This is a genomic window from Polynucleobacter sp. AP-Titi-500A-B4, from assembly GCF_018688095.1.
Lineage (GTDB): Bacteria > Pseudomonadota > Gammaproteobacteria > Burkholderiales > Burkholderiaceae > Polynucleobacter.
In genome coordinates, this window is the sequence record NZ_CP061311.1 from 1,464,001 (window position 1) to 1,488,171 (window position 24,171).

Genomic DNA, 24,171 nt, shown 5'->3' on the forward strand with positions numbered 1-24,171 from the left:
TGCCATAAGGCGCTATTTAGCAAAACTGCATTAATCCTATACAGGTATATCAAATGATGGATTTGCCAATTCTCAGATATCTACTTACTTCCTATGATGTCGCTCTTCGCTTTGAGCTGACGCTCATTATTTTGATAACCTGTTTTGTCGTTTTTTGGATCTCTCAAAAAGTCTTTCCAGGAATACTCTTTGGGGAAGATTCTGAGTATGCAGGCTATATCTATAACGCTATGGGCGTTGTCTTTAGTTTAGTCTTTGCATTCGTAACGGTATTGGTTTGGCAAAACTACAACGGGGTTAGCGATGCCGTCGCCAAAGAAGCAACCACTCTCAATAATATGTACCGAATTTATTCCGCCTTTCCACCTGAAGTAGAGCGCAAAGGAAAAGAGGGATTGAGGGCCTATGTGAATACGGTAATTAACGAAGAGTGGCCAATGCTCAGCAATGATCAATTTAGCGTGAAGGCTTATCAAGAATTATTAGTAATTGAAAATTTAGCAATCCATCTGAAACCACAAAATCTTGGGGAATCTAATGCACATCAACAACTCTTGCGTCTTTCATTAGAAGCGACAGAGCTTCGCAGAAGTAGGATCTATAACGCCCGCTTTGCTTTAGCTCCCCCCGCATGGTTTGGACTAGTGAGTAGTTTGGTTATTTTTCTACTGTTCTCCTGCTTATTTCAGATGAAATCTCGGCGCACGCATGTAGTGTTGCTTATCTTTTTAAGCTCGACCGTGGTGGGCATCCTCTATTTCTTGGTGCTATTTATTCATCCATTCTTGGGACCCATGGCCATTGGTCCAGACCCACTGGTCAATCTTCTCAAACTCTCTTGGATTTATTAAGAATATTTGTGGAGTTATTTGGTAACTCGACGTATGAGGGTCTGGTTTTTATTAATAAAATTTCCAGACTCAATCTTTTGGAGTCGAGCGATCTCCAAGTTATAGATGTACACCCAAGCCTTTATCTCATCCTGACCAAGCCAAATCGATTCTAAAGATCTAACGTACTCATGAGGGCCTGGACTACTAGGTGCACATTCCTCGTACTCATCTAAAGATGCCAATAATGCTTCTGGGTTGCGTAATTCCCAAGCCTCACCCAAGACATCATCATCATGATTGTTAGATCTCGCTGCACCTGGATAATTGCTCACGAGATAAAGCGCTCCCTGCCATTTAGCTGCCCCCAGCAACCGAGCATGTTGATGCAATCTCTGGGCATTGGCATTTAATGCATCAGATTTAAGCGTTCCGTAAACGAACAAATATGGGGAGCTCATGAATACGTTATTGAGATTGTCCTTGTAACTATAGCTTTATCAAAAGGATATTTATGCTTTGCACTTCCATAGGATGCACTAGATGAGTGCGTAAACAATCCAAGCCACATATAGGCCATCCTTGAAAAGCGTCGTTTTAAGGCTTTCTGGACTGTCTCGTTGAAACACCCAATTGGTGCATCTCATTTTCCAAATTGTGCAGAGTATGAATTACTACTAATTTTTGGAACCTATGATGAGGCATGCGTATCAAAATTACAAAAAGCCTAGTGCTAAACGCCCAGATTCACAATACGGAGACTGTTCCAGAAGCACTGTTTCCGGAGGGGGAGTATCTTGCCAATCTCACGCCAGACGGCAAGATTGAGGTCATTAATACCAAATCAATTAAGGCCTTGTTTTCCTTCTCTCAGTTTAGAGAAAAGATTTCTCAAGGGGATTTTATAGTTGTAGAAGCTTAAGGCGCTTAGTGATCAAGATCTAGGCTCTGCACTAGGCTTGCCAACTTCACTACGGATTCAAATGCATTAGAGCTACTAGCTTCGACATCTAAATTCTCCCAATTGAATTCTAAGGAGAAGTGTGCAGACTCAATAATCAACTCATAGCTTGATGAGGCTTTATTGCCTGCATTTGCCTCTACCTCTTCAGTCACAGGAACTTTAAGCGTTTCAATGGCATCGAGGAGAAGTTGTGTTTCGGCGGGAGATAAGTCTCTGCTATGCAAAACATCATCCGTTCTTTTCACTGAAATCTTGGAGACTCCGTCAATCGTGACCTCATATTGATTCAGGCCGAGATCAAACCAAACGGTTAACTCAATGGCAATCGGATAAGTTTTCATTTAATCGACCTCATCGGCATGGGGTTCATCGAAGTGCTCCTTATGGGGCTTGAGCTTTGCCTCTAATTGAACCCATTTGCTTTGTTGTGTGCGGTAAGTGCAATCTTCTGCATGATTTTCTAATAAGCCAAAAATCACTGTTGTCGGAATCTTGCAATGCATACATCGATAGGCGTGTTGATGCTCTTCTATTTTTTCCTGAGGGTAATCAATATAGAACGGCTTCATCCAATATCTCCGCATGCAATCAGAACTCTTTTGGACATATTACACCCCAATAGATTAGACTCATATCGAAAAATAGATCTTTTAAGGGATGATTAAAATTATGCTGCCTTGCATCGAACTCGAAACTGCGCCGAATCCTAGTGCTGCTGTAATTTGGCTCCATGGCCTTGGGGCTGATGGCAATGATTTTGTACCCATCATTCCAGAATTACGTCTTGAGGGATGTCCCGGAATTCGGTTTGTGTTTCCCAGTGCACCGAGCATGCCAGTCACCGTTAATGGCGGTTACGTGATGCCAGCTTGGTATGACATTGTTGGCAGAAATCTCATGGATCAAGAAGATGCTACTGGTATCCATCGCTCCGCTACTTCTATTGTGGAGCTCATTGAGAGAGAGGCTAGCCGTGGCATAGCTTATGAAAATATTGTTCTGGCAGGTTTCTCGCAAGGTTGCGCAATGGCATTGCATATTGGACTACGCTTTCCACATAAGCTAGCGGGCATTATTGCCCTCTCAGGATATTTGCCTCTAGCAATGTCATTGATTACTGAAAAACATTCAGCCAATCAAAATACACCGATCTTCATGGGACATGGTATGTACGATGCAGTGGTTGTTCCTGAACGTGCCGAAGCTTCTTATGTGGCACTAGAAAAAATGGGCTACCAAGTCAACTGGAACGAATACCCCATGGAGCACTCTGTTAATCGTGAAGAACTGATGGATATCTCGAGATTCTTGCAAAGCGTATTGATTAAGCCATCAGACTAGATCAAGCCATCTATCACCAGCTTGATACCAGCTACTAACAAGAAGAAGCGCACCATCCGGTAGTACCACTTCATCGAAATACGCTTAGCCAGATAGAACCCGAGGTAGACGCCGATTGGAACACAGGGCAAAAGTAGTAAGGAGGTGGCTAGCTGCTGAAAGTTTAGTAAATCCAAATAAGCGTATGGCCCAATTTTTCCAAAGTTAATTACCGTAAAGAAGATACCCAGGGTCGACGTATAGACCATGGGAAGTAATTTTTCTCGTAACATAAAGAGTGTGATGGGAGGCCCACCAATATGAGCCACAAAAGAAGTAAAGCCTGTAGTCATCCCCATCAACCTTCCAAGCCAAGGGTATGGCTTAGCATCTCGTGCGTCAAAGTGCGACATCGCTAAATTCTGAACCAAGAAAAGTAAGGTGAAGATACCGATTGAGAGACTGAGCGTCTTGGGTGTTATCGATTTAAAGAAAATGATGCCCAAGCCCATACCAATAATTGCAGGCGGGATCACTAATTTCAAGATCCGCCAATTGGCATTACGAATAAAACGTTGCAGACCTACCAAATCAATGGCGATCAATAGCGGAAGCAATATTGCCAGAGCCTCACCAACGCTGACTTGACTGGCCATTAATGGAAGCGAGAGGGTGCCTAAGCCAGCCCCAAAGCCACTCTTAGAGATGCCCACCACAATAACGCTGGCGATGGCAGTAACAAAAAATGCAAAGGTATGCGCGTGAAAAGATTGGATTAATGGTGCTAATAAGGAATCAAGCATTCAGTGATCTTACCAAGTCAATGGAGGATAAAAGAAAAAGGGCTCGCTAGAGCCCTTGATCTCTTGGCACCTGAACTCTTTAGAGCTTCTTGTTAAAGCTGTATTGAGCAAAGGCTTGCTCTGCAACCCCAAACCACTGGGCTTCCATGTTTCTGAATACACGGTAATCATCAAAGATCTTTTTAAATTGAGGATTCTTAGCTGACTCTTCCGCATAAGTTTCCTGGCTTGCTTTAAAGCACGCATCCATGATGGAGGTATTGAACTTGCGCAAGACAGCGCCATTTTGCAAGAGGCGTTGCAAAGCTGGTGGATTGAGAGCATCGTATTTTGCGCACATATCAGTGTGTGCTTCGAAACAGGCCGCTTCCCATGCTGCTTGATAAGAGGGTGGTAGCGAATCCCACTGCTTTTTATTAACTAGGAATGACAACCCTGCTGCGCCTTCCCAGAAGGCCGGGTAATAGTAGTTCTTAGCAACTTTGGCTAAACCCAACTTCTCATCATCGTACGGACCTACAAACTCAGCGGCATCAATAGTGCCTTTTTCTAAAGCAGAATAAATTTCACCCGCAGGTAATTGTTGTGGCACTACACCTAACTTTGCTAACACTTGACCAGCAAATCCAGCGATACGGAACTTCAGACCTTTTAGATCTTCTGGAGATTTAATTTCTTTGCGGAACCAGCCACCCATTTGCGTACCAGTTTGACCGCCAAGGAAATTCACAATGTTGTAACTAGCATAGAGCTCGCGCATCAATTTCATGCCATTACCGTGGAGCATCCAAGCAGATTGTTGACGTGCAGTCATGCCAAATGGGGCTGCAGTATCAAAAATAAAGGCGCTATTTTTTCCCAAGTAGTAATAACTAGCAGTATGGCCGCACTCAACAGTTCCGTTTTGAACGGCATCCAATACTTGCAATGCGGGCACCACCTCTCCTGCAGCAAATATCTTAACGTTGAACTTACCATCAGTCGCTTTACGTAATGAATTAGCAAAAACTTCAGGGGTCCCAAAGAGCGTATCCAAAGATTTAGGGAAGCTAGATACCAAGCGCCAGTTCAGTGTTGGCAGGCTTTGCGCAATCGCCGGAGCGCCCAGCGTGGCAATACCAGCACCTACAGTGGCTTTCTTTAGAAATGAACGTCTTTGCATCTCCGTCTCCTTTAGGATTTTTATAGCTGTTGATTGATTCTTTGTTTTAGATTCTATAACGAGGTTTATTTTCCGCCAACCGTCATTGAGCCAATCAGAATAGACCCAGTTTCTTTGGTGCCTCGTATCAAGGTATCACTACCAATCAACTCGATGTCTAAGAGCATATCGCGCAAATTACCGGCAATCGTGACCTCTTCAACCGGATATTGAATTTCACCATTCTCAACCCAGTAACCAAATGCACCGCGAGAGTAATCTCCCGTCACATAATTCACGCCCTGCCCCATCAATTCAGTGACCAATAAACCAGTGCCCATTTCTTTTAGCAAAGCAGGCAATCCGCCCTTGGGCGTTTTCTTACTTTGCAGTGTTAGATGATGAGAACCTCCTGCATTGCCAGTGGTTTTCATTCCCAACTTACGCGCTGAGTATGTGGACAGGAAATACCCTTCCAAGATTCCCTTGTCAACTACAGTACGTGCGCTCGTCTTCACACCCTCTTCATCAAATGGCGCACTTCCTGTCATGGCTTTGAGGTGAGGATTCTCAAACAGGCTGACATGTTTAGGCAATACTTGCTTGCCTAGGCTATCTAGCAAAAAACTGGAGTGGCGATAGAGCGCGCCCCCAGAAACGGCTTGAACTAAGCCGCCCAATAGCCCAGACGCTAAGGGTGCTTCAAAAATAACTGGGCAACGACGTGTACTAAGCGACCTTGCCTTTAAGCGAGATAAGGCACGCTGCGCTGCGTATTTACCAATAGCCGCAGGATCAGCCAACTCAGTTGGTATGCGTGAGCTTGAATACCAATCATCTCTTTGCATATGCGATTTTTTCCCACCCTCACTCGCAATCGGTGCGCAAGAAATATAGTGACGTGAAAATGGATAGCCGCCCATAAACCCATGGGAAGTACCCATCATAAAATGCGCATGATGGGCAGAAACTGAAGCTCCATCGCTATTCTGAATTTGCTTGCTAACTGAAAATGCAGCACCCTCTGCAATACGAGCAATTTCTACAGCGCGTGCTGCATCAAGATCCCATGGATGAAATAAATCAAGATCTAGTGGATTTTTTTCCAGTAACTCTGCTTCGGCTGGTCCAGCACAATTGTCTTCTGCTGTATGTTGGGCAATGTGATACGCAGCATCAACCGTTGCTTTTAAAGATGCCTGGGAAAAATCACTCGTGCTCGCGTTGCCACGATGGTGACCCAAAAATACCGTTACCCCAACTTGCTTGTCTAAGCTTTGTTCGATAGTTTCTACTTCGCCCTTGCGGACAGTTACTGAGAGACCCTGACCTTCGGAAACTTCAGCTACAGCATCAGAGGCACCCCTTCTTTTGGCCTCTTTGAGCATGAAATTGATAATTTCTTGAAACTGGCTAGATGAATATGTAAACATGCCCTAATAATAGCTAGAATAGAAATATGAAGCATAACGAAGCCTGGAAGCGCAGCTCCCCCAACGAAGTCAAAATTGGCCTAATCTCGATCTCGGATCGAGCGAGCAAGGGTGTTTATCAAGATGAGGGCATTCCCGCCCTGCAAACCTGGCTCATGAAGGCCATGAGCAATTCCTGCGTCTTTCATGAACGTCTGATCGCTGATGAATCTGAAATCATCACTGAAACCATCGTTGAATTGGTCGATGAGCTAGGTTGTGACCTGGTGCTCACCACGGGCGGCACGGGCCCCTCCAGGCGAGATGTCACCCCTGAGGCAACCTTAGATGCCGGCACCCGAGAAATGCCCGGATTTGGCGAGCAAATGCGTCAAATTAGCCTCAAATTTGTCCCCACTGCCATTCTGTCCAGACAAACAGCCGTTCTTCGTGAAATTGAAGGGCACGCTGCCCTTGTAATCAATCTGCCTGGTCAACCCAAGGCTATTGCAGAGACCCTCGAGGGCCTCAAGGATGAGAATGGCAAATCCATCGTGCCAGGAATCTTTGCTGCAGTGCCCTACTGCATCGACCTGATTGGTGGACCTTATATCGATACCAATGAGGATGTCATTAAAGCCTTCAGACCTAAGAGCGCCATCAAGAAATCATCTTAAGGTAGCGGTACGATAAATTTATCGCGGTAGTACTTCAGTTCCTCAATGGATTCTTCGATATCCGCCAAAGCAGTATGTGCCTGCTTTTTGGTAAAGCCCTTTACCAACTCTGGGTGCCATCGTTTGCACAACTCTTTCAGAGTGGAAACATCGATATTTCGATAATGAAAGTACGCCTCTAATTTGGGCATGTACTTAGCCATAAAGCGACGATCCTGACCGATAGTGTTACCACACATTGGCGCAATCCCAGCTTTGATGTATTTCTTTAAAAAAGCAATGCATTCTGCTTCAACGGTCGCCTCATCCATAGTGGATGCCTTAACCTTATCAATCAGTCCTGAGCGTCCATGGGTGCCCTTATTCCAAGCATCCATCGCATCCAAAAGCGCATCATTTTGATGTACCACCCAAACTGGGGCAGTAGCTATCGTATTGAGATGGGCATCAGTCACAATAATGGCGATTTCTAGGATGCGCTCGGTTTCCGGATCCAAACCAGACATCTCCATATCCACCCAGATGAGGTGCTCACTGGCTGGCGCCGTCTTGACTGCTGCAGTATTCGTTTGTTCGCTCATATCTATAATGATCTCATGACATTCACAATTATTTTCCTAATCGCTTTTATAGCCAGTTTTGGCCTACGCCACTGGCTCTCCCAACGTCAAATTCGATATGTAGCCCAACATCGAGATGCGGTTCCAGCTGAGTTTGCTGAAAAAGTAACTTTGGCAGAACATCAAAAAGCGGCTGACTACACGATTGCTAAATTGCGCCTAGCGATTTTAGAAAACGGGGTTAGCGCCATCATTTTAATTGCCTTCACCTTACTAGGTGGATTGCAAATTCTTAATATCGCTTTGCTGCAATTCCTGGGCGAAGGTGTTGCTCAGCAAATCGCTTTATTGGTATCAGTAGTGATTATCTCCGGGATCCTGGATATTCCCTTCTCTTGGTACAAGCAGTTTTACCTTGAAGAACGCTTTGGCTTTAATCGCATGACTAAAAAATTATTCTTTAGCGACATGATTAAAGGCTTATCTGTCGGTGGAGCAATTGGTGTTCCATTGCTATGGGTCATACTCACGTTGATGCTAAAGGCGGGTGATCTTTGGTGGCTTTGGGCTTGGGCAGTACTCTCCATATTTAGTCTATTGATGCAGTGGATTTTCCCGACATTCATTGCGCCGATGTTTAATAAGTTCGAAGCCCTAGAAGAAGGCCCGCTGAAAACGCAAATTGAAGCGCTACTAGCCCGCTGTGATTTTGCTAGTCAGGGTTTATTTGTGATGGATGGCAGCAAGCGTAGCGCTCACGGAAATGCATTCTTTGCTGGCATGGGTAAAGCAAAGCGCATTGTGTTCTTTGATACCTTAATTGAAAAATTAAACCCTGGCGAAGTAGAAGCAGTTCTTGCTCATGAATTGGGCCATTTCAAATGTAAGCATATTCGGAAACGTCTGATTGTTTCTTTCGCGATGAGCTTTGCGATGTTTGCATTGCTGGGCTGGGTTAGTACGCAGGTTTGGTTCTACACCGACCTAGGTGTGATGCCTAATCTCAATGGTTATAACGGTGGCCTTGCTTTAGCATTGTTCATGCTGGTATCACCGGTATTTGGCTTCTTCTTTACGCCACTAGGAAGTCTTGCTTCACGCAAACATGAATATGAGGCAGATGGCTTTGCGGCTGAAAAATCTTCTGCTCAAGATTTAATCTCCGCTCTAGTAAAGCTCTATCAAGATAATGCCTCAACATTGACGCCAGATCCAATCTATACCGCTTTCTACAGCTCCCATCCTCCTGCTCCATTACGCATTGCTAACTTACAGCGTTTCAGTTAATTTCAAATTATTAGAATGGAACAATTTCGCGCGCTACTGACTGCTTCCTATGGAAGACATTATTTAGCGCAGCGACTGGTGACTGATGCACTTGGCAATGAATCACCGAACGGCCCATTAATTCAGGTAAGTACCCCTGCTAAGCAACACATTGGCGCAGTGGGTGATCGCATGTTGCTGGAGATGACCTCTGCAGATCAAGCACGCATCATTGAGATTGAGCCACGGGAAAATATTCTTTATCGCTCGGATGCATTTAAGAGCAAGATCATCGCTTCTAACGTTGATCAAATTCTAGTAGTGCTTGCTACGCAACCTGCTTTCTCGCCCGACCTATTAGGCAGGGCCGTGGTTGCTGCTGAAGCCAATCAAATTGGTTTGCATATCCTACTCAACAAGTGCGATCTCAAAGACAACTTAGAGCAGGCGCGCAAGATCATTGAACCGTATGCGCGCATGGGCTACCCAGTCAGTGAGGTCTCTGCCAAATTTGATCCCACCTCAATTGATCAGTTGCGTCCTGCCTTAGCCGGCAAAATATCTGTCTTTGTAGGTCAGTCAGGCATGGGTAAATCTAGCCTCTTGAATGCCTGGGTTCCAAATGCCGCGGCACTGACTCAGGAATATTCTGTACGCCTAGATACTGGTAAGCACACCACCACAGCCTGTCGTTACTTTGAATTACCTGAAGGCTGGGGAAGAGACGCATCCGGTAAGTTGGGCGCACTGATTGATTCACCAGGTTTTCAGGAGTTTGGCTTGGCGCATATGTCCGTCAGTGAATTGCAACATGCCTTTAGAGAATTTAAAGACTTGCATGGTAAATGTCGCTTTCACAATTGCGCCCATCAGTCTGAACCCGATTGCGCAGTGCGTGATGCGGTAGACAAAAATGAAATAGCGCCAGAAAGACTGGCGCTATTTAGACAGCTACGTTCAGATTCGAAAACAGCAGATACCCAAATTCAGGGAATTAGCCAAGCCAAAGAGCGATGGTCAGCATTAGCAACAAAGCCATCCAAGCGATAACCAAACGCCATACCAAACCTACAGCAGAACGCATAGTTCGCTCGGTTGGCTCAAGACCTACTTCATAGATTAGCGGCTCTCCAGCCTCTGCCATACGCAAGGCTTCGTCACTATCAGGCTCGCTCAAGGGCTCACCTAAGCGCACACCTAGCGCACCACTGCCAGCAGCCAAGATCACGGCAGATAAAGGATCAGACCATTTTTGGGTGAGATAGCGCCATGCATATACTGCACCTTCGAAGTTTCCAACAATCGCAAAGCCCATTGCTGTAATGCGTGATGGAATCCAATCGAGTACATAAAAGAAATGACGAGCCGCTTCGCTCAAGTTGTAATCACGCTCAGACCAACGCTGAGCGGCAATATCCGCCAAACGATAGAGCACTACACCTGCAGGACCCATTGGCATCATGAACCAGAACAACACACCAAAGACATGGCGATGGGAACCGATGATGGCGCGCTCAAGCGCTAATGAAATGACTTCTGTTTCAGAGAGATCTGAAACATCCAAGTCAGGGCCGTACCATTCGCCAAGTGCAGCGCGCGCCGCCGGTAAATCATGCGCCTCAATCGCTTCATGTACCAAGGTAAATGAATGACTGAACTGACGGAAACCAAAAAATAAATAGGCAATGACGATGTTCCACAAGAATCCCAGAATAGGATAGGTCACCATGCAAGTGACATACACCATGAACACCAAGAAAGTAGGTAGAACAAATGCTACCAAGCAGGCCATACGTGCACCAACTGGGCTTGCACCTTCTTCAGTCTTGCCACCGAATTCGCCAGCGACCCAATCCAGCCAACGGGTACTCAAGCGAGCAATCCAATGATTAGCAGTTACTGGGCGATATTGCTCAGCAATGAGGGCGAAGAGAATGGAGAAGAAAGTCATACTTTTAATAAATGATAAAGGTTACGCAACATTCCCGCAGTAGCACCCCAAATAAAGCGGTTCTCATAGGGCATTGAATAAAAACGTCGGCCGCCCTGCTCACTTTGCCACAGTCTGACCTGGTGGTTAGCAGGATCCAACAAAAAACGTAGGGGAACCTCAAAAACATCTGCCACTTCAAATGCATCTAAGACATATTCTGCCTGAGGCTGAACTAATCCTACTACTGGTGTGACGCTATAGCCAGAAACTGTCAAATATTGGGGTAGATAACCTATGATCTCAACCCTTTTTCGATCTAAACCAATTTCCTCTTGGCTCTCTCGTAATGCCGTGTCATCTGGGCTCAGATCTTCCGGATCCATCCGCCCACCCGGAAAGCTAATCTGCCCTGCATGATCACGTAAGTGATTGGTTCTTTGTGTAAGTAAAACAGAGAGGCCCCCTTCTTTCAGCAGCAAAGGGATCAATACTGCTGCACGCGTGACTTTTCCAGCCGCCTGACGCTTAGCAATGATGTCGGCAGCAATCACATGGCGATTCTCATCCGTAATCTCTGGTTGCCATTCTGGTTGATGCTGAAGACGTGCCTTTAAAGCCTTTGGCTCCAGTAATTCGGGAGCTACCTTTTTATCCTGAATGCAGACCTCATGAATAGGAATCTCTTCCGCATTAAATCCAGGAGGCGCAGCAACATTGATGGCATCTTCTTCAGGCTTTGAGATCTTGGACATGGTCATATTCTAAGGTAACAAAAAAGGCGACCGAGGCCGCCTTTCTGTTTACCTCAATGCAGCAATTATTCAGCAGCAACAGCAGCTGTTGGTTTAACGCGTGCTTGAAGTTTTTCTTTAATACGTGCTGACTTACCAGAACGATCGCGCAAGTAGTACAACTTAGCACGACGTACATCACCGCGACGCTTCACTTCAACGCTAGCGATCAATGGTGAGTAGGTTTGGAAAGTACGCTCAACGCCTTCACCAGAAGAAATCTTGCGCACGATAAAGCTGGAATTGAGTCCGCGATTACGTTTAGCAATCACAACGCCTTCAAAGGCCTGGGTACGCTTACGTGTACCTTCAACTACGTTTACGCTAACAACTACTGTGTCACCAGGTGCGAAGCTTGGCAATACTTTGTTAGCACTTAAGCGAGCAATTTCTTCTTGCTCAATTTTTGCAATTAAATTCATTTTTAATCCTTAAACATCATATTAGCGTTTAATCCCGAGATTTAAATCAACGGACCTAATAGAGGATGCAGTTAAAACAATTTCACTAAACCAAAAACCAAACCACTTATTCACAACTGCACACTACTGAAAGTATTTACAGCGAGCGAAGAAATTGTTCATCTTCTCGGGTTAGTAACCCATTGGCTCTAGCCGAATCAATTAAATCTGGCCTTAACCTGAACGTCAGCTCTAAAGACTTCTGCCGACGCCAATCCGCTATTTTAGCGTGATGTCCGCCCAAAAGCACGTCTGGCACCGATAAATTTTCATAAATCTCGGGTCTGGTGTAGTGCGGATAGTCCAAAAGGCCATTCATAAAGCTATCCTGGGTGGCAGATTCGCCATCCCCTAGGGCGCCTGGGATCAGCCTAATAACCGCATCCATCATGGCCATAGCGGGGATTTCACCCCCAGAAAGCACAAAATCACCGATAGAAAGCTGTAAATCCACATTGCGATCTACAAAGCGTTGGTCTACCGCCTCATAGCGACCACAAACAAAGGTCAAATTTCCTAAATTGAGGATATTGGAGGCTATTTTTTGAGAAAAACGCTCCCCTTGAGGTGCTAAAAGACAAATGGGACCGGTTTTGACTCCAGCAGCTTGGTGAGCCTCTTTAATTCCGGCAAGAGTATCTTCAAGGGGTTTAGCCATCATGACCATGCCTGGACCGCCACCATAAGCGCGATCGTCGACTGTCTTGCGAGGATCAGAGCAAAAATCTCGAGGGTTCCATAAGTGAACGCTAGCTAAAGAATGCTCACAGGCACGACCCGTCACACCCCACTGCGTGAGCGCAGAAAACATCTCTGGAAATAAAGTGACGACATCAAAGCGCATGTTGTTTGTTTTGATTGTTTACCTTAGTTTTACTGCCAGTCCAATTGCCAATCCAGCGTAATCGCTTTATTTGGCAAGTCTACGTTTTGCACCACTTCCTTTACAAAAGGCACAAGATATTTCATTTCTTTTGTGGCTAAATCACCGATAGCAATTACACCATGCGCGCCATTTTCAGTGACATCAAGCACAACACCTAGAGCTTCATTTTGTAAATTGATTGCTTGGCAGCCAATCAAATCCACCCAGTAATAAGAATCGCTTTCTACTTTTGGAAACGCATCACGAGCCACCAAGATGCGTGCCCCTTTAAGCGCTAAAGCTTGATCACGGTCAGTCACACCATCCAAGGCGACAACAACATTACCACTATGCATCTTGGCACTCTTTACCCTGTATTGCATCAGGGAGGCCTGCTCTACAGACGCAGAAACGCCAGCATCCCTGCGCGGGATCAATGAAAGCCAAACTGCTTTAGAAGAGAGAAGTGCTACAGGATCTGGTGAGTGAGGTCTAACCTTCACTTGCCCCTGCAAACCTTGCGCCTCAGAAATAGCGCCAAGTTCAATCAAATCATTTAGGGAAGGCGTACTCATTTGCAAGTCACCTTATTTTCCCAAAATAGAACTACCAATCAATTTCGAAACTTGAAGCATCAACTAAAGACTGAAGCCTCAAGCAACTAAATATTAAGCAGCAGGATTGTTCTTAATTAAACGAACAACAGTTGGAGATACTTGCGCGCCAACGCCAGTCCAGTAAGTCAGACGATCTTGAGCAATGCGCATGGCTTGCTCAGATGCAGCTGCTTGTGGATTGAAGTAACCGATACGCTCGATAAAGTTCGAGTCACGACGGTTGCGCTTATCAGTAGCAACAATGCTGTAAAAAGGGCGCTTCTTAGAACCGCCGCGTGCCAGTCGAATGACGACCATACTTATTCCTTAAAATCTAAAAATGAAAACAGGTTGATTACAACCCAATGAAATTACTACAAAAATCTTGGGCTCCAGCTCACCAACTAAACGTACGGTAAAGCGGAAAACCTCATATTCTAGACGAAAACCCCTACTTCTTCCACCTATTTAAGCGTTGAAGACAGTAGAATAGAATCCAAATCAATATAAAAAATACATATAAATCAGTCACTTATAACAATATGCCCGATAAAATACCCCCATTAATGCGCTTTAGAGGCTCTTTAAAGCACCTCGGGATTGTGCTTTCTTGCATAGCGTTAGGGCTTTTGAGTGCCTGCGCTAATGTGATTCCCCCCTGTGGCGCCAAAATCAGCCCGCCAAGTAGCGAACTACGCAATACCCGTTGGGAGCTCACTCGCTGGAATTTACCCCCCAATAGCTATGGCGAGGTTCGGGCCCGCCAAATACCCCAAGGCGAAGCAAGCAACCCGATTCAAATTACTTTTGATGCCAATGGCCAACGGGTAAGTGGATCTACTGGATGCAATCGCTTTACCGCAGAGCTCAATGAAGATTCTCGAGGCTTTAGCCTGAGCAAAATTGCCAGTACAAAAATGGCTTGCGCTCCGCAACGCATGGAGTTGGAAAATGATTTTCTGTACGAGCTCAATGACTACCGCAGCATTGTTCGTAACGGCGATCAACTACTGATGATTGGCGCCGATCGTGAAGTGCTGAGTTTTACGCAACGCTCTGTGACCACTAAATAAAAAGTATTAATACCTTTATGAAAAAATCCAAACTTCTATTTTGTACACTCGGCCTATTATTTCCAGGCACTGGTCTGAATTGCTTTTATTTGCAGGGCCTCAAATCCTTCTGGGCTTGGGCACAATTGTTCGCATTATTTGGAGGATTTGTTGGCTGGGGTCTACTCAAAGATGCACACTTTCACTCAGGCCCTGGTTGGGTGCTACTGACTTTTGGCTTTATTGCAATTGAAGCAAGTTGGCTCACCACAATTGCTTTTGGTCTTCGTCCTGATGAAAAATGGGATGCACAATTTAATCCTGGCATTGCAGAAGATCAGCGCAGTCAATCGGGCTGGTTAGTCATTTTGACAGTCATCTTTTCTCTAGTGCTTGGCGCTGGTGTCATGATGACCTTCTTGGCGATTGCATTTGAGCAATTCTTTATTTCTCAGCTCCAAGAAGCCAGAAAGCTATCCCAGTAATAGCAAATAGCTTTCGTATGTAGTGCTAACTTGATATTGGCAATACTTTAGAACTGCTCCACTTCTAATGCATTGGTAGAGTACCCGCCTTCAACAATCGATGTCGCCAAAGCTTGCGCTTGTGGCAATAAGTTTTCGGCAAAGAAGCGGGCTGTTGCAATCTTGGTGTTGTAGAAGGCAGGATCGCTATCGCGCAAACGCTCTGCTGCCAATAAGCCACGTGCCATTTGCCAGCCACCCAAAACTAAGCCGGACAAACGTAAGTAAGCAAAGCTACCAGCGTATACCGCTTTGGTATCTGTCTTCGCATTTGCCAAGATATAAGCCACTGCCTCATCAAATGCAGCACGCCCAGCAGTTAATTGCTTTAGCACCGCTTTGGCATCCGCGCTACCACTGGTAGCCAGTTCTTTTTCAGTTTCCGCAATTCGTTGTGCAAGTACTTTTGCAGTAGCGCCGCCATCACGGACAGTTTTTCTGCCGACCAAGTCATTCGCCTGAATCGCTGTTGTGCCTTCATAAATCGTCAGAATGCGTGCATCACGATAGTGTTGTGCAGCACCAGTCTCTTCAATAAAGCCCATACCGCCATGCACTTGCACGCCCAGACTGGCAACTTCAATCGACATCTCGGTAGAGAAGCCCTTCACAATGGGTACCAAGAATTCATAAACGGATTGATTGGCTTTGCGTACCGTTTCATCTGGCGCAGCATGCTGTGCATCGTATGCAGCGGCAGCGTAATACGCTAAGGCGCGAGATGCCTCAACATAAGCGCGCATCGTCATCAACATGCGCTTCACATCGGGCTGATGAATAATTGCCACTGGACCTGGAGACCCAGCTAGGTCACGACTTTGAACACGATCTTTAGCGTATTGAACCGCTTTTTGATAGGCGCGCTCTGCTACAGCAATACCTTGCATGCCCACCGCAAAACGTGCGGCGTTCATCATCACAAACATATATTCAAGACCGCGATTTTCTTCGCCAACCAAATAACCAATCGCACCACCGTGATCGCCAAACTGTAATACAGCGGTTGGGCTAGCCTTAATACCTAGCTTATGTTCAATAGACACACAGTGAACATCATTACGCTCAACTAAAGAGCCATCTGCATTGACTAAGAACTTAGGCACTACAAATAAAGAGATTCCCTTAACTCCTTCAGGCGCATCAGGCGTTCTCGCCAAGACTAGATGAATAATATTCTTGGCCATATCGTGCTCACCATAGGTGATATAGATCTTAGTACCAAATATTTTGTAAGTGCCATTACCTTCAGGCACAGCTTTAGAGCGCACCATCGATAAATCAGAGCCTGCTTGTGGCTCGGTCAAGCACATTGAACCAGTCCACTCACCAGAAATCATACTGGGCACAAACTGCTCTTGAAGCTCGGGGCTTGCAGCAGTGAGCAATGCTTCAATTGCACCATCCGTCAGCATCGGGCACAAAGCAAATGACAAGCTAGCCGAGTGAACCATTTCAAAACAGGCGGTAGCAATCAGCTTTGGCAAACCTTGGCCACCAAACTCTGCGGGATGAATGACACCCTGCCAGCCTGCAGCAGCAAATTGTTCAAATGCTTCTTTAAAGCCAGGAGTAGTTGTCACTACACCATCTTTTAATGAGCTTGGCTTTTGATCGCCAGTCCAATTGAGTGGCGCCACAACATCTTGATTAAACTTTGCCGACTCTTCTAAGATGGCTGGGGCCAAATCAACATCAGCTCCCGCTTCTGCATAAGATGGGTAAGCCACCACTTCTGACAGTCCCGCTAATTCATTCATAACAAACAACATGTCTTTCACGGGGGCTACGTATGGCATTACAACTCCTATTGATTCAAATCGAATGGAATATAAAATTATGAGAGGGCTTTCGTTAACTCAGGTACTGCGGTGAAGAGGTCAGCCACTAAGCCGTAATCTGCAACACCAAAGATTGGTGCTTCAGGATCTTTATTAATGGCAACAATCACTTTGGAATCTTTCATACCCGCCAAATGCTGAATCGCGCCCGAGATACCAACGGCAACATATAGTTGTGGAGCAACGATCTTGCCTGTTTGACCAACTTGATAGTCATTGGGGACATAACCCGCATCTACAGCAGCGCGTGAGGCACCCAAGGCTGCACCCAATTTGTCCGCTAAAGGGACAACCAGTTCCTGATACTTTTCACCAGAGCCCAAACCACGACCGCCAGATACGATGATCTTGGCCGCAGTGAGTTCTGGGCGATCTGATTTAGTAAGTTCACGACCGACAAAAGAAGACTTGCCAGCGCTATCAGCGGCGGCGCCCTTTTCAATTGCAGCAGATCCACCAGTAGCAGCTACAGGATCAAATCCCGTAGTGCGCACAGTGATCACTTTGACCGCATCACCAGACTGAACGGTGGCAATTGCATTACCTGCATAGATCGGACGCTCAAAAGTATCAGCAGAGATAACTTTAGTAATGTCAGATAACTGAGCCACATCCAACTTAGCAGCAACGCGTGGCAATACATTCTTACCATTAGCGGTTGCTGGTGCGAGGATATGGCTGTAGCCATTCGCAATCGAAAGAATCTGTGCGGCCAAAGGTTCGGCCAATTGATCTGCCAAATTAGCGGCATCAATTTGAATCACTTTGCGTACGCCGGCTATTTGAGCTGCTGCAGTTGCAGCTGCGTCAGCGCCACTACCAGCAACCAACACATCCACATCCGGGGAGCACTGCAAAGCTGCAGCAACGGCATTTAAGGTCGCCGCCTTTAAGGATTGATTGTCGTGTTCAGCAATTACAAGAGCAGCCATTTAAATCACCTTCGCTTCATTTTTGAGTTTATCAACCAGAGCGGTTACGTCAGCAACCATCACACCAGCACTACGCTTTGGTGGCTCTTCTACTTTGAGCGTTTTCAGACGTGGGGCAATGTCAACACCGAGATCTTCTGGTTTAACAATATCGATCGTCTTCTTCTTAGCCTTCATGATGTTGGGCAAAGTGACATAGCGCGGCTCATTGAGGCGCAAGTCAGTAGTAATCACTGCCGGCAATGACAGAGCGATGGTTTCTAAACCACCGTCAACCTCGCGAGTCACGGTGGCTTTACCATCAGCAATCACTACTTTAGAAGCAAAAGTTGCTTGTGGAATATCCATCAAGCTAGCCAACATCTGACCTGTTTGATTGCTATCGTCATCAATCGCTTGTTTACCGAGGATGATGACTTGCACTTGCTCTTTATCGGAGAGCGCCTTGAGAATCTTCGCTACTGCCAAGGGTTGCAACTCAGTATCGGTCTCGACCAAAATCGCACGATCTGCACCAATGGCTAAAGCCGTACGCAGGGTTTCTTGGCATTGAGTCACGCCAGCAGTCACTACCACTATTTCAGTTGCAATACCTGCTTCTTTGAGGCGCACTGCTTCTTCAACAGCAATCTCATCAAAAGGATTCATGCTCATTTTGACGTTAGCAATATCGACGCCAGAGTTATCTGACTTCACACGAACTTTGACGTTGTAATCAACAACACGTTTCACCGCAACTAAGATCTTCATCTGACTTTCACAATCCTCAATCTCTAAAACGATATTTATCTAAAAAATCGGGTAACCCTTTATTTTACCGCCCTCACTACTGAACTAGACATCAATAGCGGAGGCTGATCCTGCCTGCTTACGAAGTTCAAACTTCTGAATTTTGCCGGTCGAGGTCTTAGGCAGCTCACAGAACACAATCGCCTTGGGCACTTTGAAGCCCGCCAAATGCTGCTTACAGTGGGCGATGATATCAGCCGGGGTTACTTCCATGCCCGGCTTAATCTCTAAAAATGCACAAGGAGTTTCTCCCCACTTTGGATCTGGCTTAGCAACCACAGCAGCAGCAATCACTGCTGGATGGCGATAGAGGACATCCTCCACTTCAACAGACGAAATATTTTCTCCGCCAGAAATAATGATGTCTTTACTGCGATCCTTCATTTTGATATAGCCATCTGGATTCATGACAGCTAAATCACCAGAATGGAACCAGCCACCCTCAAAAGCCTCTTGGGTTGCCTTTTCGTTCTTGAGGTAACCCTTCATTGCAATATTGCCCTTGAACATAATCTCACCCATGGTTTCGCCATCGGCAGGAACAGGTTTCATTGTTTCGGGATCAAGTACATCGATCGCTTGCTGTAAGTGGTAACGAACACCCTGGCGAGCATTTAATCGGGCACGCTCACCGATATCCACATCATTCCACTCATCTTGTTTCACGCAAACTGCAGCGGGACCATACACTTCGGTCAAACCATAGACGTGGGTTAAATCAAAACCTAACTTCTCCATACCTTCAATAATCGAAGCAGGAGGTGCAGCGCCTGCAATTAAGCCTTTCACGCCCGCTGGCACACCAGCTTTGAGTTCATCAGGTGCGTTGACTAAGAGGTTATGCACAATCGGCGCTGCGCAGTAGTGGGTCACACCATGCTCTTTAATGGCAGCAAAGATATGTTGAGCATCTACACGGCGTAAGCACACATTAACGCCGGCACGAGCAGCGATAGTCCAAGGGAAACACCAACCATTGCAGTGGAACATAGGCAAAGTCCATAGATACACTGGATGCTTATTCATATCCCAATCAAGCACGTTAGAGACAGCATTAATGGCTGCGCCACGATGGTGATACACCACACCCTTAGGATTACCGGTTGTACCTGAGGTGTAGTTCAAGCAAATTGCTTGCCATTCATCTGCTGGTACTTGCCAAGGAAACTTTGGGTCCCCTTCCGCCAGCAATTGCTCATAAGTCAGCTTTCCTAGATTCTCACCAGCCACGTCATATTCTTTTTCTTCTACATCAATCACCAAAAACTCGCGGCCAGTTTCTTTCTTGGCAAGCTCGAGTGCTTTTTTCATCACACCTGAAAACTCGGGATCCACAATCACGACCTTTGCTTCACCATGGTTCAACATAAAAGCGATCGATTCTGGATCTAAGCGTGTATTCAAGGCATTCAATACTGCGCCCGCCATCGGGATACCAAAGTGCGCTTCAACCATTGGTGGCGTATTGGGAAGCATCACTGCAACCGTATCGCCCAAGCCAATACCGTGCTTTTGCAAGGCGCTAGCAAGGCGACGACAGCGCTCATAAGTCTGCGCCCAAGTTTGACGCAAATTACCATGAACCACCGCAATCTTCTTTGGATAAATTTCTGCGGAGCGCTCCAAAAAGAGAAGTGGAGTAATTGGGGTGAAGTTCGCAGGATTGCGATCTAAACCTTGTTCATAAATATTGGCCATCTTTTACTTTCAATAACAGTTTGATTTTGAATTTTTCGATTCTTTAAATATCAGCCAAGGCTTTGACGTGAGCAACGACGCTGCGACCCAGTGCCGACAAGTTGTAGCCACCTTCCAGGCAACTCACAATACGATTATTTGCATACTGATTTGCAATTTCTTTCAAGCGCTTGGTGATCCAGACATAGTCATCCTCAACCAAGCCCATTTGCCCTAAATCATCTTCACGATGCGCATCAAATCCAGCAGAAATAATGATGAGTTGAGGCTCAAAATTACGCAGCACTGGCAACCACTGCTCCTCCACAATCGAGCGTACGACATCCCCACGAGTAGACGCAGGCAAGGGCACATTTACCATATTGTCAGCTCTATCAAGACCGCTATAAGGGTAGAACGGGTGCTGAAAGAAGCTACACATCAAGACACTTGGGTCATTGAAGAATGCGGCTTCGGTACCGTTGCCATGGTGAACATCAAAATCAATAATGGCGACACGCTCAATGCCATAGGTCTCCATAGCGTAACGTGCGGCGATGGCCACGTTATCAAATAAACAAAAACCCATTGAACGGGTTGGTTCAGCGTGATGACCTGGAGGCCTCACTGCACAAAAGACATTCTCAACCTCGCCCTTCATAACAGCATCAACACCTGCAATCGCTGCGCCAGCAGCACGCAAGGATGCTTGCCATGTATGAGGATTCATAATCGTGTCGCCATCAAGCATGGCATATCCACTTTGAGGTGCCTGCTCTTTAACAAAGGCTATATGGTCAGGGCTGTGCACCAGCTCCAGTTGATCTTCGCTAGCCAATGGTGCGTCAAGGTGATGTAAAAAGCGATCTACCCCACTCCGAATCATCTGATCGTTAATGGCTTGAATGCGCTCAGGGCACTCTGGGTGATGACTGCCCATCTCATGTTTCAGAAAGTCTGGGTGAGTTATGTATCCTGTTGTCATTAGCTGTAATCCTTAATAGCAAAACGGTATTTTTTATAATCTAATTCATTGTGCTTAATTCTCAAAAATCCTTGTCCTTGCGCATGAACTTTCGTGCCTTCTATCTACTTCTAGCGCTTGCACTTGGCGCCTGCTCTAGCGCCCCCATTCAAGAAAGCAATACCCCGCAACCCATCGTAAACCAAGCTGATGATTCAGCTACTGAGGCGCGTTACGCCCAAAATCTGAACACCCTATTGGACCAAGTCTCACAAGCCCAAGAAATCCCGCTTCAGACCCTAGAAAACGGCTTCCTAGATGCTAAAACGATTCCCTCCATACGCAAATTGGTATTACCCCCATCGGGCGCCTTTAAGAAAAACTGGCTGGTTTACCGCAAACGCTTTATTGAGCCAGTGCGCCTGAAGGCCGGGAAGGCATTTTGGGATGAAAACCGAGCCTTTTTAAGTCAGGTGGAGCAAGAATCTGGGGTTCCGGCAGAGATTATTGTGGCCATTATTGGAATTGAGACGATCTATGGGCGCCAAACCGGGAACTTCCGCGTAAAAGACGTTTTATCCACCCTAGCCTTTAGCTACCCTGACACCCCGAATAAACCCGCCCGCGAGCAGTTATTTAAGGATCAACTCCAGGAGCTGATCTTGATGTGCTGGACTGAAGCGGGTGGTAAATTACCTGCCAAAAATAATATCCAAGGACTTAATCCCGCTCGCTTTAATGCTTGCCTTAATCAAAACAGCTCTTATGCTGGCGCAATTGGCTTGCCACAATTTATGCCAAGCAGCATTCGTAACTTTGCAGTTGATGGAGATGGTGATGGACGCATCGATCTCAAACAAAGTCCTAAAGATGCGATCGCTAGCGTAGGCAACTTTATGAAGAAACACGGTTGGCAAGCAGGCATGCCTGTTTCTTTCCCCGTTCAAGAAAATGCAATATCAGCAGCAAAACAGTTGGCAGACGGTGAACCACAACTCAAATACGCCGTTGCCGAACTCATCGAAAAAGGCATCCTATTACCTTCTCAAGGCGATCTTCAGCGTGGTGGCGTAGAACCCCAAAGCAAGGCGTTGATTGTGGATTTACCCTACCCTGATAAAGATGGGGTCGATCAAGCACAGTATTTTGTTGGCTTAAATAATTTCTTGACGATTGTGCAATACAACCGCAGTTACTTCTATGCACAGAGTGTTGCTGAGTTTGCAGAAGCGCTCGGCTACAAAAACCAAAGCGTAGTTCCAGCTGCCCTAGTGAATGAGGTGCCGATGAAAGGAGCAACTTCAAAGAGTAGCCCAGAAAAATTGAAGGCTAAAAAATCTAGTACCAAGAAAAAACCTAAAGTGAATTAAGTAGGTGAGTTAAGCTGGGAACACACCAGTAGATAAGTAGCGATCACCACGATCGCAGACGATGAAGACAATCGTGGCATTTTCTACTTGACGAGCAATACGCAAAGCTACTACTAATGCCCCGCCCGCAGAGATGCCGCAAAAAATTCCCTCTTCCACCGCTAAACGTCTTGCCATGTCTTCAGCATCTGCTTGCGTGACATACTCAATACGATCAACCCGATCACCTTGATAGATTTTCGGCAAATACTCTGGTGCCCACTTACGAATACCTGGAATCTGTGAACCTTCCTCAGGCTGCGCCCCAATGATCTGAATCGCGGGGTTCATTGACTTAAGATAAGTCGATACACCAGTGATTGTTCCTGTGGTACCCATGGCCGATACAAAATGCGTAACCTGGCCATCGGTATCGCGCCAAATTTCTGGGCCAGTCGTTTCAATATGTGCCCTAGGATTATCTGGATTAGCAAATTGATCGAGCAATCTGCCGCGACCTTCGCGTTGAAGCTGCAAGGCGTAGTCCCTTGCAAATTCCATTCCACCAGAGGCTGCAGTCAGAATGAGTTCTGCACCATAAGCAGCCATACTTTGGCGTCGTTCAATACTTTGATTCTCGGGCATGACCAAGATCATCTTGTAACCTAGCATGGCAGCCGTCATTGCTAAGGCAATGCCAGTATTACCGCTAGTTGCCTCAATTAACGTATCACCAGGTTTAATTTCACCACGCTCTTGTGCGCGCATGATCATCGACAGCGCAGGTCGGTCTTTTACCGACCCAGCTGGGTTATTACCCTCCAACTTACCCAAGATCACATTATTTCGATTCTCATTCTCTAAACGAGGAATACGCTGTAGGCGCACCAGTGGGGTATTGCCTACAGTCTGCGAAATTGTTAGGTAAGAAGGTTTGCTCATAAGCTCATTTTAGCCATAAGCAAGCCTACGCCCTGAAGGGTTTAATTTCGGCGATGTGGCGTCGCACGCTCCGGCTGATTGCGATGACTACCCTGATGACGTGAATTACGTCGGTTAGAGGCTCCACCTTCCTTCTTGGTGCGGCTATTAGGCTCCCGAAAGGAGCTAGGGGCCTCTATGGTTAAACCGTTATCCACCATTTTTTCAACAGATTTCATGCCAATGCCGCGCACTCGCTTTTGCAAATCATTGGCATCTTGAAAATGACCTCCATCCAAACGCTCAGCAATGATAGTTTTTGCTTTAGATGGGCCAATTCCCTTAATACTCTCTAATTCAGACTGTGTTGCTGTATTGACATTGATTGGCGAAGCATTAGCAAGTCCCAAAGAAGACAATGCCAGTACTGTAGAAACCAAAGCGTTTCTCATAAAGCTCGTACTTCTCAAATTGAAAGTTTTTGTCATACATTCTCCGTAGTAAAT

29 protein-coding genes are annotated in these 24,171 nt (G+C 46.1%); 9 read left to right on the forward strand and 20 right to left on the reverse strand.

The window, feature by feature from the left end; all coding sequences use genetic code 11:
- The first annotated feature begins 53 nt into the window (after positions 1 to 53).
- On the forward strand, positions 54 to 851 hold the full coding sequence (locus FD968_RS07325; RefSeq protein ID WP_215365124.1) for a DUF4239 domain-containing protein: 798 nt from the start codon (positions 54 to 56) through the stop codon (positions 849 to 851).
- Between the two features lie 14 nt (positions 852 to 865).
- Here the strand turns inward: FD968_RS07325 and FD968_RS07330 are convergent, their stop codons facing one another.
- Positions 866 to 1,291, reverse strand: coding sequence for a gamma-glutamylcyclotransferase (locus FD968_RS07330; protein ID WP_215365126.1), 426 nt, complete (start codon positions 1,289 to 1,291; stop codon positions 866 to 868).
- Positions 1,292 to 1,533: 242 nt separating this feature from the next.
- Here FD968_RS07330 and FD968_RS07335 point away from each other — a divergent pair, with 242 nt between their 5' ends.
- Positions 1,534 to 1,752 carry a hypothetical protein gene (locus FD968_RS07335; RefSeq protein WP_215365128.1) on the forward strand — a complete coding sequence of 73 codons (219 nt, stop codon included), beginning with the start codon at positions 1,534 to 1,536 and terminating at the stop codon, positions 1,750 to 1,752.
- A gap of 5 nt (positions 1,753 to 1,757) precedes the next feature.
- Here the strand turns inward: FD968_RS07335 and FD968_RS07340 are convergent, their stop codons facing one another.
- Together FD968_RS07340 and FD968_RS07345 are read right to left on the reverse strand one after the other, a co-directional pair.
- Positions 1,758 to 2,135, reverse strand: a complete 378-nt coding sequence (locus tag FD968_RS07340; RefSeq protein WP_215365130.1) for a hypothetical protein — start codon at positions 2,133 to 2,135, stop codon at positions 1,758 to 1,760.
- On the reverse strand, positions 2,136 to 2,363 hold the full coding sequence (locus FD968_RS07345; RefSeq protein WP_215365131.1) for a hypothetical protein: 228 nt from the start codon (positions 2,361 to 2,363) through the stop codon (positions 2,136 to 2,138). It lies immediately after the preceding gene.
- An 88-nt stretch (positions 2,364 to 2,451) separates the two neighbouring features.
- Between FD968_RS07345 and FD968_RS07350 the strand changes: the two genes are divergently transcribed.
- A complete protein-coding gene (locus FD968_RS07350; RefSeq protein ID WP_251367540.1) occupies positions 2,452 to 3,135 on the forward strand; it encodes an alpha/beta hydrolase in 684 nt (227 codons plus the stop codon).
- On the opposite strand, the gene FD968_RS07355 is transcribed toward FD968_RS07350, so the two are convergent.
- The 3 genes from FD968_RS07355 to pmbA form a co-directional block, all read right to left on the reverse strand.
- Positions 3,132 to 3,917 carry a sulfite exporter TauE/SafE family protein gene (locus FD968_RS07355; RefSeq protein ID WP_215365133.1) on the reverse strand — a complete coding sequence of 262 codons (786 nt, stop codon included), beginning with the start codon at positions 3,915 to 3,917 and terminating at the stop codon, positions 3,132 to 3,134. The two genes, FD968_RS07350 and FD968_RS07355, sit on opposite strands and share 4 nt — an antisense overlap.
- A 79-nt stretch (positions 3,918 to 3,996) precedes the next feature.
- The gene (locus FD968_RS07360; RefSeq protein ID WP_215365135.1) at positions 3,997 to 5,079 is read right to left on the reverse strand and encodes a TRAP transporter substrate-binding protein; all 1,083 of its coding nucleotides are present in this window, start codon (positions 5,077 to 5,079) and stop codon (positions 3,997 to 3,999) included.
- Positions 5,080 to 5,144: 65 nt separating this feature from the next.
- Complete coding sequence (pmbA, locus tag FD968_RS07365) at positions 5,145 to 6,446, reverse strand: metalloprotease PmbA (RefSeq protein ID WP_371817760.1); 1,302 nt, start codon at positions 6,444 to 6,446, stop codon at positions 5,145 to 5,147.
- Positions 6,447 to 6,517: 71 nt separating this feature from the next.
- On the opposite strand from pmbA, the gene mog reads away from it, so the two are divergent.
- Positions 6,518 to 7,147, forward strand: coding sequence for a molybdopterin adenylyltransferase (mog, locus tag FD968_RS07370; protein WP_215365140.1), 630 nt, complete (start codon positions 6,518 to 6,520; stop codon positions 7,145 to 7,147).
- Here mog and orn read toward each other — a convergent pair.
- The gene (orn, locus tag FD968_RS07375) at positions 7,144 to 7,728 is read right to left on the reverse strand and encodes an oligoribonuclease (protein WP_215365142.1); all 585 of its coding nucleotides are present in this window, start codon (positions 7,726 to 7,728) and stop codon (positions 7,144 to 7,146) included. The two genes, mog and orn, sit on opposite strands and share 4 nt — an antisense overlap.
- 15 nt (positions 7,729 to 7,743) lie before the next feature.
- Here orn and FD968_RS07380 point away from each other — a divergent pair, with 15 nt between their 5' ends.
- Together FD968_RS07380 and rsgA are read left to right on the forward strand one after the other, a co-directional pair.
- Positions 7,744 to 8,994 (forward strand): M48 family metallopeptidase, encoded by a 1,251-nt coding sequence (locus FD968_RS07380; RefSeq protein ID WP_215365144.1) that lies wholly within the window; start codon positions 7,744 to 7,746, stop codon positions 8,992 to 8,994.
- A 15-nt stretch (positions 8,995 to 9,009) separates the two neighbouring features.
- Complete coding sequence (gene rsgA / locus FD968_RS07385) at positions 9,010 to 10,023, forward strand: ribosome small subunit-dependent GTPase A (protein ID WP_215365146.1); 1,014 nt, start codon at positions 9,010 to 9,012, stop codon at positions 10,021 to 10,023.
- Here rsgA and FD968_RS07390 read toward each other — a convergent pair.
- From FD968_RS07390 to rpsP, 6 genes are all read right to left on the reverse strand, one after another.
- Positions 9,968 to 10,924 (reverse strand): CobD/CbiB family protein, encoded by a 957-nt coding sequence (locus FD968_RS07390; protein WP_215365148.1) that lies wholly within the window; start codon positions 10,922 to 10,924, stop codon positions 9,968 to 9,970. The two genes, rsgA and FD968_RS07390, sit on opposite strands and share 56 nt — an antisense overlap.
- The gene (locus tag FD968_RS07395; RefSeq protein ID WP_215365151.1) at positions 10,921 to 11,658 is read right to left on the reverse strand and encodes a CoA pyrophosphatase; all 738 of its coding nucleotides are present in this window, start codon (positions 11,656 to 11,658) and stop codon (positions 10,921 to 10,923) included. Before FD968_RS07395 ends, FD968_RS07390 begins: the two co-directional genes overlap by 4 nt.
- 65 nt (positions 11,659 to 11,723) lie before the next feature.
- Complete coding sequence (rplS, locus tag FD968_RS07400) at positions 11,724 to 12,119, reverse strand: 50S ribosomal protein L19 (protein ID WP_114636525.1); 396 nt, start codon at positions 12,117 to 12,119, stop codon at positions 11,724 to 11,726.
- 136 nt (positions 12,120 to 12,255) lie between these two features.
- On the reverse strand, positions 12,256 to 13,002 hold the full coding sequence (trmD, locus tag FD968_RS07405) for a tRNA (guanosine(37)-N1)-methyltransferase TrmD (RefSeq protein ID WP_215365152.1): 747 nt from the start codon (positions 13,000 to 13,002) through the stop codon (positions 12,256 to 12,258).
- Between the two features lie 29 nt (positions 13,003 to 13,031).
- Positions 13,032 to 13,598 (reverse strand): ribosome maturation factor RimM, encoded by a 567-nt coding sequence (rimM, locus tag FD968_RS07410; RefSeq protein ID WP_215365155.1) that lies wholly within the window; start codon positions 13,596 to 13,598, stop codon positions 13,032 to 13,034.
- 93 nt (positions 13,599 to 13,691) lie between these two features.
- Complete coding sequence (gene rpsP / locus FD968_RS07415; protein ID WP_215365158.1) at positions 13,692 to 13,937, reverse strand: 30S ribosomal protein S16; 246 nt, start codon at positions 13,935 to 13,937, stop codon at positions 13,692 to 13,694.
- Between the two features lie 224 nt (positions 13,938 to 14,161).
- On the opposite strand from rpsP, the gene FD968_RS07420 reads away from it, so the two are divergent.
- On the forward strand, positions 14,162 to 14,692 hold the full coding sequence (locus FD968_RS07420; protein ID WP_251367542.1) for an META domain-containing protein: 531 nt from the start codon (positions 14,162 to 14,164) through the stop codon (positions 14,690 to 14,692).
- A gap of 17 nt (positions 14,693 to 14,709) precedes the next feature.
- On the forward strand, positions 14,710 to 15,156 hold the full coding sequence (locus FD968_RS07425; RefSeq protein WP_215365160.1) for a hypothetical protein: 447 nt from the start codon (positions 14,710 to 14,712) through the stop codon (positions 15,154 to 15,156).
- 47 nt (positions 15,157 to 15,203) lie between these two features.
- Here FD968_RS07425 and FD968_RS07430 read toward each other — a convergent pair whose 3' ends face one another.
- The 5 genes from FD968_RS07430 to FD968_RS07450 form a co-directional block, all read right to left on the reverse strand.
- Complete coding sequence (locus FD968_RS07430; protein WP_215365162.1) at positions 15,204 to 16,991, reverse strand: acyl-CoA dehydrogenase; 1,788 nt, start codon at positions 16,989 to 16,991, stop codon at positions 15,204 to 15,206.
- A gap of 38 nt (positions 16,992 to 17,029) precedes the next feature.
- Positions 17,030 to 17,965 (reverse strand): electron transfer flavoprotein subunit alpha/FixB family protein, encoded by a 936-nt coding sequence (locus tag FD968_RS07435; protein WP_215365164.1) that lies wholly within the window; start codon positions 17,963 to 17,965, stop codon positions 17,030 to 17,032.
- Entirely contained in the window at positions 17,966 to 18,715 is a 750-nt protein-coding gene (locus FD968_RS07440) for an electron transfer flavoprotein subunit beta/FixA family protein (RefSeq protein WP_215365167.1), read from the reverse strand.
- An 84-nt stretch (positions 18,716 to 18,799) separates the two neighbouring features.
- The gene (locus FD968_RS07445; RefSeq protein WP_215365169.1) at positions 18,800 to 20,452 is read right to left on the reverse strand and encodes an acyl-CoA synthetase; all 1,653 of its coding nucleotides are present in this window, start codon (positions 20,450 to 20,452) and stop codon (positions 18,800 to 18,802) included.
- Positions 20,453 to 20,495: 43 nt separating this feature from the next.
- Positions 20,496 to 21,416 carry a histone deacetylase family protein gene (locus FD968_RS07450; RefSeq protein WP_215365171.1) on the reverse strand — a complete coding sequence of 307 codons (921 nt, stop codon included), beginning with the start codon at positions 21,414 to 21,416 and terminating at the stop codon, positions 20,496 to 20,498.
- A gap of 83 nt (positions 21,417 to 21,499) precedes the next feature.
- Between FD968_RS07450 and FD968_RS07455 the strand changes: the two genes are divergently transcribed.
- Positions 21,500 to 22,765 (forward strand): lytic transglycosylase domain-containing protein, encoded by a 1,266-nt coding sequence (locus tag FD968_RS07455; protein WP_215365173.1) that lies wholly within the window; start codon positions 21,500 to 21,502, stop codon positions 22,763 to 22,765.
- A gap of 9 nt (positions 22,766 to 22,774) precedes the next feature.
- Here the strand turns inward: FD968_RS07455 and cysM are convergent, their stop codons facing one another.
- Positions 22,775 to 23,686, reverse strand: a complete 912-nt coding sequence (gene cysM / locus FD968_RS07460) for a cysteine synthase CysM (protein WP_215365175.1) — start codon at positions 23,684 to 23,686, stop codon at positions 22,775 to 22,777.
- Between the two features lie 41 nt (positions 23,687 to 23,727).
- Positions 23,728 to 24,153, reverse strand: coding sequence for a helix-hairpin-helix domain-containing protein (locus FD968_RS07465; RefSeq protein ID WP_215365176.1), 426 nt, complete (start codon positions 24,151 to 24,153; stop codon positions 23,728 to 23,730).
- Positions 24,154 to 24,171 lie beyond the last annotated feature (18 nt).